This window comes from Zavarzinella formosa DSM 19928 (genome assembly GCF_000255705.1).
Taxonomy (GTDB): domain Bacteria; phylum Planctomycetota; class Planctomycetia; order Gemmatales; family Gemmataceae; genus Zavarzinella; species Zavarzinella formosa.
Window position 1 is genome coordinate 794647 of sequence record NZ_JH636440.1, and the last position, 13391, is coordinate 808037.

General features: G+C 56.5%; 13 protein-coding genes, 1 tRNA gene and 3 pseudogenes. 12 read left to right on the forward strand and 5 right to left on the reverse strand.

Annotation, left to right across the window (positions count from 1 at the left end):
- Positions 1–248, reverse strand: a 248-nt coding sequence (locus BGIM_RS64815) for a hypothetical protein (RefSeq protein ID WP_040888874.1), incomplete at its 3' end; no start/stop codon positions are given.
- 155 nt (positions 249–403) lie between these two features.
- Here BGIM_RS64815 and BGIM_RS0114425 point away from each other — a divergent pair.
- From BGIM_RS0114425 to BGIM_RS0114445, 6 genes and pseudogenes are all read left to right on the forward strand, one after another.
- Entirely contained in the window at positions 404–1858 is a 1455-nt protein-coding gene (locus BGIM_RS0114425; protein WP_193788977.1) for a sensor histidine kinase, read from the forward strand.
- Positions 1859–1890: 32 nt separating this feature from the next.
- Positions 1891–2301, forward strand: coding sequence for a response regulator (locus tag BGIM_RS0114430; protein WP_238537624.1), 411 nt, complete (start codon positions 1891–1893; stop codon positions 2299–2301).
- A gap of 188 nt (positions 2302–2489) precedes the next feature.
- Positions 2490–2891 (forward strand): annotated as a pseudogene (locus tag BGIM_RS68290) (CHASE3 domain-containing protein); the annotation flags it as partial.
- A gap of 183 nt (positions 2892–3074) precedes the next feature.
- Positions 3075–3806: pseudogene (locus BGIM_RS68295) on the forward strand (sensor histidine kinase); the annotation flags it as partial.
- Positions 3803–4249 carry a response regulator gene (locus BGIM_RS0114440; protein ID WP_020470478.1) on the forward strand — a complete coding sequence of 149 codons (447 nt, stop codon included), beginning with the start codon at positions 3803–3805 and terminating at the stop codon, positions 4247–4249. The pseudogene BGIM_RS68295 and the gene BGIM_RS0114440, both read left to right, overlap by 4 nt.
- A gap of 1 nt (position 4250) precedes the next feature.
- Complete coding sequence (locus BGIM_RS0114445) at positions 4251–6155, forward strand: response regulator (protein ID WP_020470479.1); 1905 nt, start codon at positions 4251–4253, stop codon at positions 6153–6155.
- Positions 6156–6749: 594 nt separating this feature from the next.
- On the opposite strand, the gene BGIM_RS62875 is transcribed toward BGIM_RS0114445, so the two are convergent.
- Positions 6750–7208, reverse strand: a complete 459-nt coding sequence (locus tag BGIM_RS62875) for a hypothetical protein (RefSeq protein ID WP_157368989.1) — start codon at positions 7206–7208, stop codon at positions 6750–6752.
- A 776-nt stretch (positions 7209–7984) separates the two neighbouring features.
- On the opposite strand from BGIM_RS62875, the gene BGIM_RS0114460 reads away from it, so the two are divergent.
- From BGIM_RS0114460 to BGIM_RS0114470, 3 genes are all read left to right on the forward strand, one after another.
- Positions 7985–8194 carry an excisionase family DNA-binding protein gene (locus tag BGIM_RS0114460; protein ID WP_020470482.1) on the forward strand — a complete coding sequence of 70 codons (210 nt, stop codon included), beginning with the start codon at positions 7985–7987 and terminating at the stop codon, positions 8192–8194.
- Positions 8191–8370 carry a hypothetical protein gene (locus tag BGIM_RS0114465; RefSeq protein ID WP_020470483.1) on the forward strand — a complete coding sequence of 60 codons (180 nt, stop codon included), beginning with the start codon at positions 8191–8193 and terminating at the stop codon, positions 8368–8370. The genes BGIM_RS0114460 and BGIM_RS0114465 overlap by 4 nt, the downstream gene beginning before the upstream one ends.
- A gap of 200 nt (positions 8371–8570) precedes the next feature.
- Complete coding sequence (locus BGIM_RS0114470; RefSeq protein WP_020470484.1) at positions 8571–9851, forward strand: AAA family ATPase; 1281 nt, start codon at positions 8571–8573, stop codon at positions 9849–9851.
- A gap of 183 nt (positions 9852–10034) precedes the next feature.
- On the opposite strand, the gene BGIM_RS67120 is transcribed toward BGIM_RS0114470, so the two are convergent.
- Entirely contained in the window at positions 10035–10256 is a 222-nt protein-coding gene (locus tag BGIM_RS67120) for a hypothetical protein (RefSeq protein ID WP_029630052.1), read from the reverse strand.
- Positions 10257–10475: 219 nt separating this feature from the next.
- Between BGIM_RS67120 and BGIM_RS68300 the strand changes: the two genes are divergently transcribed.
- Positions 10476–11339, forward strand: a complete 864-nt coding sequence (locus BGIM_RS68300; RefSeq protein WP_390566566.1) for a tyrosine-type recombinase/integrase — start codon at positions 10476–10478, stop codon at positions 11337–11339.
- Here BGIM_RS68300 and BGIM_RS0114490 read toward each other — a convergent pair.
- Positions 11299–11370 (reverse strand) — tRNA-Val (locus tag BGIM_RS0114490). The two genes, BGIM_RS68300 and BGIM_RS0114490, sit on opposite strands and share 41 nt — an antisense overlap.
- 101 nt (positions 11371–11471) lie before the next feature.
- Positions 11472–11756 (reverse strand): twin-arginine translocase TatA/TatE family subunit, encoded by a 285-nt coding sequence (locus tag BGIM_RS0114495; RefSeq protein WP_020470485.1) that lies wholly within the window; start codon positions 11754–11756, stop codon positions 11472–11474.
- A gap of 331 nt (positions 11757–12087) precedes the next feature.
- Here BGIM_RS0114495 and BGIM_RS50365 point away from each other — a divergent pair, with 331 nt between their 5' ends.
- A complete protein-coding gene (locus BGIM_RS50365) occupies positions 12088–12933 on the forward strand; it encodes a carbonic anhydrase (protein WP_020470486.1) in 846 nt (281 codons plus the stop codon).
- A 260-nt stretch (positions 12934–13193) separates the two neighbouring features.
- Positions 13194–13391, forward strand: a pseudogene (locus BGIM_RS64820) (ISL3 family transposase); the annotation flags it as partial.

The following is a 13391-nucleotide window of genomic DNA, read 5'->3' on the forward strand; positions in this document are numbered from 1 at the left end:
AGCATCCGGTCCCGCACCAGAGCCAGCGGCGGCCGTTGGCGAAGGCCCTTGCGGCCGAGAAACCGGCTGATCTGGGCGCGATGACGCGGCTCCGAGGCCACCGACCCCGAGGCTTGCGAGGCGCTCATGCGCCCCCAATGCAAACAAAACGCCGCCACGCAACGAATCACCAGGCCGAGCGCCCGGGGACTCAGGCCGGCCGGACGAAGAAACTGTTTGATTCCGGGGAGTCCTTCTTGCACAATCATGACCGAGACTCCTTCCGGTTGGTGATCACCCGGCCTCACGGCCCAACCGATCCGGCCGGGGGAGTCTCGTTTTTCTATCCCGGCCCACTCTCCTCAGCAAAAAGCGCAACTTCAAAACGCGCCAGCGGGCTGAGGAGGAATTGCGGAAAGCCGAGGTGCGGATGCGCTCCATCGTCGATCATTTGATCGACGGGATTATCACCATTGATGAAAATGGGGTCGTCGAATCCTACAACCCGGCGGCCGAGAAGATTTTCGGATACTCGGCCGCCGAGGTTGTGGGCAACAACGTCAAGACGTTGATGCCTGACTCCGATCACAGCGAGCATGACGGGGATTTGGCCACGTATTTGCGTTCCGGCGTGGGCATCGGACGGGAACTCGTCATGCGTCGCAAGGACGGTTCGACGTTTCCGATGGATTTGGCCGTCAGCGCCTTTCTTCTGGGACATCGCCGCTATTTCACCGGCCTGGTCCGGGACATCTCCGAGCGCAAGCGGGCCGAGGAAGCCTTGCGCACCAGCGAATCCCGGTTTCGACTGCTGGTCGAGGGCATCAAGGATTATGCCGTGGTCATGCTGGACCGCACCGGCAACATCCAGACATGGAACGGCGGGGCGGAACTCCTCTTTGGCTACAAAGCCGAGGAAATCATCGGCCAGCCGCTGCGTCGCTTCCTCCCCCCCCAGGATGTGGAACGAAACACGCAGGAGGAAGAACTCCGCAAGGCCCTCGTCCTTGGCAAAGTGGGGGCGGAAGACTGGAGAGTCCGCAAGGACGGAACGCAGTTCTGGGCCAATTATGCCACGACTCCCTTGTACGATTCGCACGGCGAATTGCAGGGCTTCGCTTACATCACCCGTGACCTGACCGAACGCAAGCAAGCCGAAACCGATTTGCGAAACGTGGTCGAGGAATTATCCCGCTCGAACCTCGACCTGGAGCAATTCGCGTATGTCGCCTCCCACGATTTGCAAGAACCGCTTCGGGCCGTGGCGGGCTGCGTTCAGGTTCTCAAAAAACGCTACCAAGGCAAGCTGGATGACCGGGCCGACGAACTGATCGTTCACACGGTCGATGGCGTCAGCCGAATGCAAACGCTCATTGACGACTTGCTGACATTCTCGCGGGTGGGGACAGGAGGCAAGGCGTTCGAGCCGGCCGACTGCAATCGAATCTTGGACAAGGCACTGGCCAACCTTGAGGCCGCCATCGCGGAGGCGGGGGTGGTTGTCACTCGCGATCAGCTTCCGGTTGCCAAGGCGGACGCCGTCCAGATGACGCAGTTGTTTCAAAATCTAGTCGGCAACGCCATCAAATTCCGGGGAAAGGAATTGCCCCGAATCCATGTCGGCGTCCGGAGGGAGCATGCCCATTGGGTGTTCTTTGTGAGGGACAATGGCATTGGCATGGAACCCGAGTACTTCGAGCGGATTTTTGTCATCTTTCAACGTCTTCACACTCGGGCCGAATACACCGGCACTGGCATTGGTCTGGCGATTTGCAAGAAAATCGTCGAGCGTCACGGCGGCCGGATCACGGTGGAGTCCAAGCCCGGTCTGGGTTCCACCTTCTCGTTTACCATCCCCGAGAAGGGATCGCTCTCGTGACGCCCAAGGGACTCCAGCCGGTTGATATTCTTTTGGTCGAGGACAATCCCGCCGATGTGTTGCTGGCAAAGGAGACACTCGAAGGATCGGTGATAGTCAGCAATCTGCATGCCGTCTCTGACGGAATGGAGGCGATGGAATTTTTGCGACGAGAGAACAAACATCGAGAGGCCCCTCGCCCCGGGCTGATTTTGCTTGATCTCAACATCCCTTTGAAAGACGGTTGGGAACTGCTCTCGGAAATCAAAAATGACGACAGGCTCAAACGAATTCCCGTCGTCGTGCTGGCCGCCTCGAAGATCGAGGCCGACATTCAGCGCGCCTATGGACTCCACGCCAACTGTTACATTGTGAAACCAGTCGATTTCGCGAAATATGCAGCCGTGCTTAGGACCATCGAGCATTTCTGGTTCGCCGTTGCGAGACTGCCGATGAGGGTTTGAGGCGAATACTGCGGACGTGATTTCATGTCGGCCGGGGAGAACCATAGATGTGGCGCGGGCAGCTGGCTCTGCGAAAACCAAGTGCGAAACCGGATCGTGCGTTCAACAAGGGAATGCTGGCCGGCAGCGTCGCGCTCCTGGCCTTGCTCGTGGTCAACACCGGACTTGCTTGCTGGAATACCCGGCAAATGCACGAGGATGCTGGCCGGGTGGCGCACTCTCATGAGGTATTGGGCCTGACCGGAGATGTCCTGCTCGCAATGGTGGACGCCGAAACCGGGCAAAGGGGCTTCGTAATCACCGGCGAGGATGAGTATTTGCAACCTTACTCCGCCGCCGTGCGCCGGCTTGGCCGTCTGATGGAATTATTAAAGGGCAAGACAAAGGATGATGACCGGCAGCAAGCCCAAATCAAGAGTCTTGAGGGACTCAGTCTGGAGCAAATGGGCTTGCTTGAAGAGGGCATCGCCCGGCGAAGAATCAGTGGGAACGAGGCCCGGGCATATTTGCTGACTGGCAAAGGCAAGCAACGGATGGACGCTCTGCGGGACTTGGTGGCTGACATGGAGCAAAAAGAATTCACCTTGCTTCATGAAGGAGAACGGAGGTCCCACAGGGCTTATGGCATCGCCATGATGACCGGCCTCTTTGGGGCTATCCTGGCCCTCATCTTGACTGGAATCCTGGCCAGGTTTCTCCAACGTGCCTTTCTGGCCCGGCGGGCGGCTGAGGAAGCGATTCGGCAGGCAAACACCGGCTTGGAGGATCGGGTCAAGGAACGAACGATGGAACTGAGGAAAACGACCGATGAGTTATCCCGCTCCAACCTCGATCTAGAGCAATTCGCCTATAGCGCCTCCCATGACCTTCAGGAACCATTGCGGGCTGTTTCCGGCTGTGTGCAGATCCTCAGAAGACGGTATCAGGGCAAACTGGATGACCGGGCTGACGAGTTGATCACCCATGCGGTTGGCGGTGTCAGTCGGATGCAGACACTCATTGACGATCTTCTGTCCTATTCGCGGGTGGGAACCGGGGGCAAGGTATTGGAGTCGGCTGACTGCGATCAAATCTTGGGCAAGGCCCTGGCCAACCTGGAAATCGCCATCGTGGAAGCTGGTGTGGTCGTCACTCATGACCAACTTCCGGTCGCCAGGGCGGATGCCGTTCAGATGACGCAGTTGTTTCAAAACCTGGTTGGCAACGCCATCAAATTCCGGGGTCCATTGGCGCCGAAAATCCATATTGGCGTTCGCCGAGACCAGGCGAATTGGGTTTTCACCGTGCGGGACAACGGCATCGGAATTCAGCCCGAATATTTCGAGCAAATTTTCATCATCTTCGAGCGGCTTCACACGCGGGCCGAGTATTCCGGCACGGGCATTGGACTGGCCATCTGCAAGAAAATCGTCGAGCGGCACGGCGGCCGCATCTCCGTCATCTCCGAACCCGGGCGGGGTTCCGCCTTTTCGTTTACCATCCCCTTCAACGAAGTGAGCCCATGAATTCCCCAGGATCGCAGCCGGTCGAGATTCTGCTGGTGGAAGACAGTCCCACGGATGTTCTCCTCGCGCAGGAAGCGCTCGACGGATCGACGATTGTCAACAACTTGCACACCGTGCCGGACGGCGTGGCGGCGATGGCCTTCCTCCGTGGGGAGGGCAAATACAAGGATTCGCCCCGGCCCAGTCTGATCCTGCTCGATCTGAATTTGCCCCGCAAGGACGGGCGGGAGGTTCTCGCGGAAATCAAAAGCGACGAAAACCTCAAGCGAATCCCGGTCGTGGTGCTGACCACCTCAAAGAGCGAAAATGATGTGATGAAAGCATATGGCCTGCACGCCAATTGCTACGTCGTGAAGCCGGTGAATTACGAGCAGTTTGCCGAAGTGGTGAAGAACATCGAAAATTTCTGGTTCTCCATTGTGACGTTAGCCCCGGTGCAGTGAAATGAAAAGTGACATTCACATTCTTTTGGTGGAAGACAGTCCGACCGACGTGTTGCTCACGAAGGAAGCGCTGTCAACCAGCCACTTCCACGTCAGCAACAGCCAGCGCTTGGGAGACGCGATCAATCTCCTGTTGGTTAATCGCTTTGACGTTGTTCTTCTCGATTTGGGTTTGCCGGACAGCCAGGGCATAGACACTCTTCGCATGCTCCGCGAAAAGAATGCCCAGGTGGCCATTGTCGTGCTGACGGGCAAGGACGACGAACAATTAGCGTTGCAAGCGCTCAAGGAAGGGGCGCAGGATTATTTGGTGAAGGGTGACATCCAAGAAGCATCGCTTCAGCGAGCCATTCGGCATGCCGTGGAGCGAAGCAATGTGGAAAAATTGTTCCGGCAAAGCGAAGAGCGATATCGGACGTTGATCACGGCGACCTCTGCGATTGTCTGGAGTTCCCCGGCCTCAGGCGAGTTTGATTCAGAGCAGCCAAGTTGGACAGCCTTCACCGGACAAACGGTCGAACAGCACCGTGGCTTGGGGTGGCTGAACGCCATCCATCCCGACGACCGGGAACACAGTGCTCGGGCTTGGAAGACGGCGTGGATGACGGGCACCGAGTATCGTGTCGAACACCGCCTTCGCCGGGCAGACGGAGAGTATCGACAAATGTCCGCTCGCGGAGTCCCGATCTTGGAAACCAAGGGGTCAATCCGCGAATGGATCGGTGTCCATACGGATGTCACCGAGCAGAAATCGCTCGAATCGCAAATGCTACAGGCGCAGAAGATGGAGGCGTTCGGGCAACTGGCCGGCGGTGTCGCCCACGATTTCAACAACTTGCTGACCATCATCTCGGGATACAGTGAGATCATGTTGGGCGAATTGGATGCGGACAATCCGATGCGAGAGTCCGTCACGGCTATTTGCGAAGCCGGGGAACAGGCGGCCGGGCTGACACGTCAATTGCTGGCCTTCAGCCGCAAAACGGTTTTGGAACCGAAAGTGTTGAATCCGAACGATGTGGTGCGAGAAACCCAAAAACTACTGCGGCGGTTAATCGGCGAGGACATACTGCTCACCGCCGTTCTTGACCCGAATGTCAGCAAAGTAAAAATCGATCCCGGTCTCTTGGCCCAAGTCTTGATGAACCTGGCCGTCAATGCCCGCGATGCGATGCCAATGGGAGGAAAGCTCACCATTGAAACGTCCAATGTTTTTTTGAACGAAGATTATGCCGCCCGCCATGTGGATTGCGTGCCGGGTTCGCATGTCCGGCTGGCGGTCAGCGACAACGGTTGCGGCATGCCCCCGGCCATTCGGGCGCGCATTTTCGAGCCATTTTTCACAACCAAGGAACTGGGAAAGGGCACAGGGCTGGGATTGGCGACGGTCTTCGGCATCGTCAAACAGAGCGGCGGCAACATCAATCTCTACACCGAACCCGGTCACGGATCAACTTTCAAGATCTACCTTCCGGCCTTCGACGAGCAACCAAATTCCCAGTCATCCGGCCCGACTTCCCGGAAGGTCTTGGGGGGGACGGAAACCATTTTGGTGGTCGAGGACGAGGATGCCGTGCGGACCATCGCCGTGCTCGCCTTGCAGACTCGGGGCTACAAAGTGTTACAGGCCGAAAACGGCAAAAAGGCATTGCGACTCGTCGAGACTCATCAGGGACTTATCGATTTGCTGGTGACGGATGTGGTGATGCCGGGCATGAGCGGCCGAGAGCTGGCCGAGGCCCTAATTGGCCAAACCCCAACCCTCAAAGTGCTGTTTCAAAGCGGCTACACCGATGATGCCGTCATCCGTCACGGTATTCTTCAGGCAGACGTCGCTTTTCTCCAAAAGCCCTACACGCCGTTGTCACTGTCGCGGAAAGTCCGGGAGGTTCTTGATGAACAATGAATTCGCAATGAGTCCCCCGTATCAACCAATCCGTGAGCGTTTGAAAAAAACGGAATTCACACCGATCTTCGCGTCGAATTCTCGCCTGTTTCGATTTGAATCTATTGTTTTGTGCACTGCAAAATCCGGTGCAGTCCTCTGCCTTTGCGGGCCGAACTGGAATCGGAAAAAATCAAAAACAGGCTGTGGACACCATCAAGGAGCCATTCCCCAACTTTCCGGATCTAAAGACTGAACTGATGAATGCCATCATCGGAGTATTGGGCCCGCACGGCCATGAGTACGCAAGCCTTGGATTCCGAGAAAGTCTGGGAAGCCCTCAAGAAAGTGTTGCTCGGTTCAACTCAACTTTATGAAAGCCGGCGGAAGTGGCATCCGCCATTCGCCAACATGAAAAGCTTGCGCGGCTTGCCTCTATGTCGGACTTCGACATCAAAAAAGGCGAGGCAGGCAATTTGCCGATGCGCGATTCCCGCCCCCGAGTGGATGCCGAATCTCGGCACCAAAAAACGTAGTTGTTCTCATCTTGTCCGGTCGCTCTGCTCGCGGACAAGGATTGACATCCCGACTCTCTCGAATACCCCTTGAGATGGTTTAGCCACCCAATCCATCCAATGCCGGACATCTTCCCAAAACACGTTTGAAACGAAGCGGATGATGTGCCCGTTTTGAGGGGAAGTTACGTTGTCCGACCCAATCCAAACCTCCTTGGAAATCATTCCAGCCATTGCCAACAAAGAAGAAGAAAACCCCGTCAGACGAGATCCGTTCGGGATTCTTCCAGACACAATCCCGGGAAGGATTCTTTGGGCCGTTTTTCTCAAGACCATTGCGTTGGGCGCCGGTCCCAAAGCGAGCAACATCAATGATTTGCCCGGTCTGGTCACAAAATTTGGCCAATTGCCCGACGATTTGATCAAGGCAACTTATGTTGCAAACCACCTCGCCCTTGTCGGGGGAGCTATCGCCAATGCCCTCAAATTCTGTTCGTTTGACTGGAAAAACGATTTGGAACGGCGATTTGTCAGCGCCAGATTTGGCCAATGGATTCAAGAAATTCGAGCCGAGCTTTCTTATCGCGGCATGGTCAATTCTCTGCGTGGCGAGTTGATTTTAGCCTCGGAACCCGACTGCCGGCATGGGTTTGCCTGCGCTCATGAGGCCGCCATCGACCTTGGTGTGGAAATTTACAGACAGTTTTGGTCGCGCATCGATCCTGTTCATTCTTGTGACATCGACGGCGATCCCAATGTAAAACTCGACATTCCGATCATTTGCAAAGTCTTGCCTGAAGTGCAACAAATCTTCCGCCAACGCACATGGCCGGACGGCAATGCAATCGGGCGATCCTGTCAAATTGAGGCGCACAGAGCCGCGAGGCGACGAGAGGAAGTTCTGGGGGCGACTTCTCAGAATATCAAAGGAACCGTTCGGCCAAGTGGTGGCAAAAAAAAACCGGGCCGACCAATGCAAACCGATCCCCAATCGGACAAGCGGATTGCCGAAGCGTGGAAAACGAAGCATTACAGAACTTATGCCGACCTAGGCCGGGAACTTGGCATGTCAGTGGCTGACGTGGCGAACGCCTTGGAACGTCATCGACATCGAACAGGGCGCAAATGACTCCGGAATAATTTACCCGCCAAGCAAATTTATTATTCCGGAGGTACTGTCATTACGCGATAACGCCGGTCTGTTTCAAACACTTCCCCACAATTCGCCGGAATAAAACGAGGCCGAATTTTTCCTTCCGGACTTGCCCTGACAATTCAAATGCCGTGAACAGTGGTCCACACAACGCGGACCAACGCGGCCTTTGGAACTATCTCATGTCCGCCGTCACTCAGGGGCAACCGACGTCCCAACATCAGCCCGGTTCGCCGTGGTCCGTCCGCGACGCCGCCAAGTATCTTGGCATCTCCGAACGTCATCTCATCCGGCTGATTGATGACTCGAAGGTGTCTTCGTTCATGCTCGGCCGCCGAAGGCTCATCGCCGACGCCGAATTGCACCGCGTCGCCGAAGGGGGTGTGTCTTGAACAACACCAACAAGCCGCCTGTCTGGATTCGCCGAATGATCCACGCCCGGAAAACGGGCGACCGATCCCGCGAGCATCAGGCCCGGCAACGGCTGGCGACGCTTGGTTGTTTCTCATTGAAGTTCGGGAACGAACTGCCGGGACCGATTGGCGGGCCGGATTCTCCCAAGAAGTGACTAACGAACAGGCTGCGGATCGTCTCACCGATCCGCAGCCTTCCCGAACAAAACCTCAAAAGGACAAACTCCATGTTATCGCATCGTCTTCGATGCCCGCAAGAAGATCCGTCGGGGGGTGACGCATTGCGCCACCATAAAAAGAGCCTCCCGCCGATTACATCACCGGATGTCATCAAAAGCACGACGGGGGGTCGACGATGAACCCCAAAGTCGAATTGAAAAGCCCGCCCCGAACCAACGAAGCACGCCCGGACAACGAAAGCAAACAACCGCCCGCCGGTGGATTGTTTACCCGCAACCTCGGAGACATTCCCATGAAGCCGGTCAAATGGATAGTTGAGAATTTCGTTCCCAAGGGAATGCTGACCCTTGTGGCCGGTCATGGCGGAGACGGCAAATCGTCCCTGCTGGCTCATGTCGCCGGATGCGTGACCCAAGGCCGGCCCGCCTTCGGGCTGGAGTACGAATGCCCGCCCCCGGCCGACGTTCTGATTTACAATTGCGAGGATGCCCCGTCCGAGGTCATGGTTCCCCGGTTCATTGCTGCCGGGGCCGATGTCGGACGAATCAGGCTCATCGACGGGGCGACCGGGCCGGAGGGGAAACGTATCGCCTTTTCCCTGTTGAACGTCGATCAACTGGCCGGGGAGTTTCAGCGAAAGCCGTTTGGCGTGCTGATCATCGATCCGATTTCATCCACGGTCGGGAACGCCGGAGGCAACGACAATTCAGAGACGGACATCCGGCCCTTGCTGGAGAGCCTTTCACAATTCGCCGAATCAAACGGCGTCGCGGTGATCGGCGTGAAGCATCTGGGCAAGGGGGACCGGGAAAACGCCACCATGCGAACTCAGGGTAGCGTTGCTTACACCAGCGTTCCCCGGATGGTGTTGACTCTTGCCAAGAATCCCGACGATCCCGCCCGTCGCATCCTGGCCCGTTCCAAGACTAATCTGCCGATCACCGGCCAAGTCGGACGTGACGGACTCTCTTTCGCCACGGAACCGCCTCCCGGCGCCCTTGAACTGGTTCTCCGTCACTCACCCGGACTTCCAGCCAACGAGGCCGCGACCGTCGCCGCTCAAATGTACCGATGCTGTGATTTCCAACCGTGGGAAGGGGACATTCACGAACTAGCGAGCGGACGACAAAACCGGGAGACTCAGAAAGAAGACCGATCCCTCGCCAAAAGCCGGGCGGCCGACTGGCTTCGCTCCTTTCTGGCCGACGGGCCAAGGCATTCCACCGATTGCGTCTCGCGCGGGAACGCCGGGATTGGCAAAGCCCATCGTTTGGATTGGTGGCGTGATGACATTTTGAAAGGCATTCTCGGAGGATCGGCGTTCAAAAACGGGAAAGAATGGTCTTGGCGACTGGGGGCCGATCAAGGGCACATCGAACCGGCAAGGAAGGAAGACAGCCACGACACACATACGCCTTCTCTGTTTCTTCCTTCGTTGGATGCCCTCAAGGGATGATGAACCGGAACACAGCCGAATCCCCGGTGTGTGTTGGCTGTGTTCCTTCCTTCTTTGCCCGGCCGGTCTGACATTGAACGACGTGGCGCGACCTGACCTGACTGTGTTACAATCTCAAAACTTACCCGGTCGAGATGAACGCAAACTACCATCCCGGCCGGCCGATCCTTGCGGAAGGTGAAATCAATGGCGAGCATTTCCCATGACCGAAAGACCGGGCTGAAGACCCTTCAATTCATCAGTACAGACGGCAAACGCCGAAGCATTCGACTCGGAACCGTGCCGATGAAAACGGCCAACGAGGTGAAGATTCGCGTTGAACAACTTCTGGCGTGTCTCAACAACCATACGGCGAATGATGCCGACCTGTCCCGGTGGTTGGCGAACATTGGTGATGAACTTCATATCCGACTGGCCGCCGTTGGCTTGGTTACCACAAGGGAATCACTTCGCATTCCAACGCTCCGGGAAGTCGGCAACGCCTTCGTGGACTCTCTTCCTCATGTCCGGGACACCACAAACGCACTCATGCGAAGCACCATTAACCGGATTGCGGAACGGTTGGGGGCTGGTACGCCAATCAACCAGATTACCGAACAGGAAGCCGCCGGAATGGTCAAGGCGATGAAAGCGGAGAAGGCCGCGACCGCGACCATATCAAAGCATGTTCAGATTTGCCGACGATTGTTCGCCTTTGCGTTGCGAAAAAAGCACATCACAGAAAATCCGTTTGCGTTCATCAAGGGAGGAACTCAAGTGAACCGTGACCGGCTTCAATTCGTGGAGGCTGCCACGGTCCAAGTGTTGCTGGACAGCCTTGTTGACCCGGAATGGCGGTTGTGTATCGCTTTGGCCCGTTGGGGCGGGTTGCGGGTTCCGAGCGAAATTCGAGATTTGAAATGGGGAGACATCGTTTGGGACCGGAATCGGTTCGTGGTGTCCTGCGTGAAGACTTCCGGCCATGAAGGGAAGGGAACCCGGATCGTCCCCATCTTCCCGGAGATCAAACCCTATTTGGAAGACCTCTATGAACGAGCCGAACCGGGCTTGTATGTGTTTCCGAAACTTCGGATGTTTCGCGGGATGCCAAAGTTGCTGGTGGATCGAATCTTGGCGGCCGGAATTTTGCCGTGGATCAAACCTTGGCAAAATCTGAGATCAACGCGGGCGACGGAATTGGCAGACTTATTTCCTTCCCACGTCGCCGCCGCTTGGTTGGGGCATAGCGTTGCGGTGAGTGATCGGCACTATCGGCAGGTGACTGACGACCACTTTGAAAAGGCCGTTTTGCGCGCTGCAAAATCCGGTGCAGTCACCTTGCAAAATCCGGTGCAGTCAGCAAATGTGTCAGAATGTCCTGATTTGACAAGATTGACGCAAGATCTTAAGGAATGTGATGTTAGTCAATCCAAGACAGACAATGTCATATATGTACAAACGAGCAGGCTGGGCGTTACTGGATTCGAACCAGTGACTTCCACCGTGTGAGGATGGCACTCTACCGCTGAGTTAAACGCCCGTGTTTTACAGGAGACGTATTTCATACACGGGTTCGCGGAAAATGGAAAGGGGGCCGAGTGGCTGGCCCCCGATTTTCGCGCGAAAATTTTGGCGGACCGATCACACCTTCGGCGGCGGGGAGTCTTCAAACTTCGGGGCGGTCGAGGTCACTCGTTGCGGGGGGCGGACGGGTTCCGGTTCGATGGTCCGGCTGGTGGTCGGCTCCATGTCGTCTTCAAGGCCCTTGACGCCCTTCTTGAACTCCGTCACCGTTTTGCCGAGCGAACGGCCCAGCGACGGGAGATTGCGGCCGAACAACAGCACGCCCAAGACCAGCAACAGCATGATTTCTTGGGTGCCGAGACCGAAAAACGCGAACAACGGTTGAAATGCCAAAGTACTCATGTGGATTACCTTCCTCGTTTATTGGGGTTGGGTTGGAACAGAATGTCTTCCTAAACGGCCAGAACGGCACGTCCGGAAGCTGAGGAGGTCGAAGGTAACCTCGTCGGCAGGTCGTTTGCAAACTTCCCTTAATATACCAGCGCGTCTTGCCGGATGGCAACAGGCAAATTGCAAAAATACGGCACGACAGACCCGTTGAAGTTTCCATATTGGCGGGAAACGGGCTGAAAACGAACAGTTTCTTGGAATACAATCGCCGATAACGCCGGAATGAACCTGCGGGGATCACCCCCCGGTCGTCCGGCGAAACCGACACCCGCCGACGGATCTCATGAACCAGTTTAATCGCTTTTATCGCAAAGCCGCCGAGGATTTTGCCTATCCCACCACGGCCGCCGAGGCCGTCGCCATCCTGACGGAAGGCAATCAGCGGTTTGTCGAGGTCCGGGAACAACTCTCCCAACTGGAACCGGGAGGGGATATCCGCACCTGTCAGGCAAGCTTCATCACCGAATCCGTGGCGCCGAGCGGGCAGGTTGAAAATCAGGCGCCCTTCGCGGCGATTTTTGGTTGTTCGGATGCTCGGGTTCCCTCTGAAATCATTTTCGACACGGGACCAAACCGGCTTTTCGTCGTGCGGGTGGCGGGCAATGTGCCGGGGGATGAATGCCTCGGGAGCATCGAGTATGCCATCAAGAGTTTCCCCGGCACGATGAAGCTCATCACCGTGGTGGGCCACACCGGTTGCGGGGCGGTGAATGCCGCCGTCTCCACGTATCTCAATCCAAAGGCCCATGCGGATATTGCGTTCTCACGTTCATTGCGATCGGTGGTCAATCACATCCTCGTGGCCGTGCGAAGCGCCGCCCTGTCGCTGGAACAAGTGTACGGCAACGACATCACGTATCACGCCAACTACGCGAAGGCGCTGGAAACGGTCGCTGTGTACATGAACACGGCCATCGTGGCCCTGCAATTGAAGCAGGAATTGAAAGCGGACGGCCCGGCGGTGGTCTTTGGGGTGTACAATCTCGCCACTTCCAAAGTGGGCTTCCCGCACGATCACATCGAAAACGATGTTTCGCTCACCCCGGCCCCGACCGACCCGCAGGAACTCGTTGGCTTGGGGTTGCAACTGGCCGACACGGAAAGCATCAGGCAATTGCTAGTTAGTTGAGAGGCGGGGAAAGAGGCAGTAAAACGAAGAGAAGGAAAGGCACTAACCACAAAGACTCAAAGGTCACACAAAGTTTCACAAAGAAGACAAACAGATCGGAAGCAAAAAGAAAGATAGCAGAGAGAGAAAGGAAGCATTTTTCTCGACTTTTCCCGACATGCTTTTTTCGGCTCATCCGAGAAGTTCGTACTCAGGGGTTGCCAAAAAAGAGGAGCATGCCGTTTCATGAAAGGTAACCACACCATCTTCAGGAAGCCGGCATGTCCTCCACGCTACTGTATCGTGTTTTCGGTGTTCGGGACTATCAAGTCGTTCGGACCTCCTCCGCCGAGGGCGGCCTGACCCTTCATCTCCGGCAGGATCCCGCCCATGACCGCTGTTCGTCCTGTCAGTCCGCCAACGTCATCCGACGCGGGGTCGTGGAACGCACCGTCCGCACCCTCCCGGTTGGCGGCAAG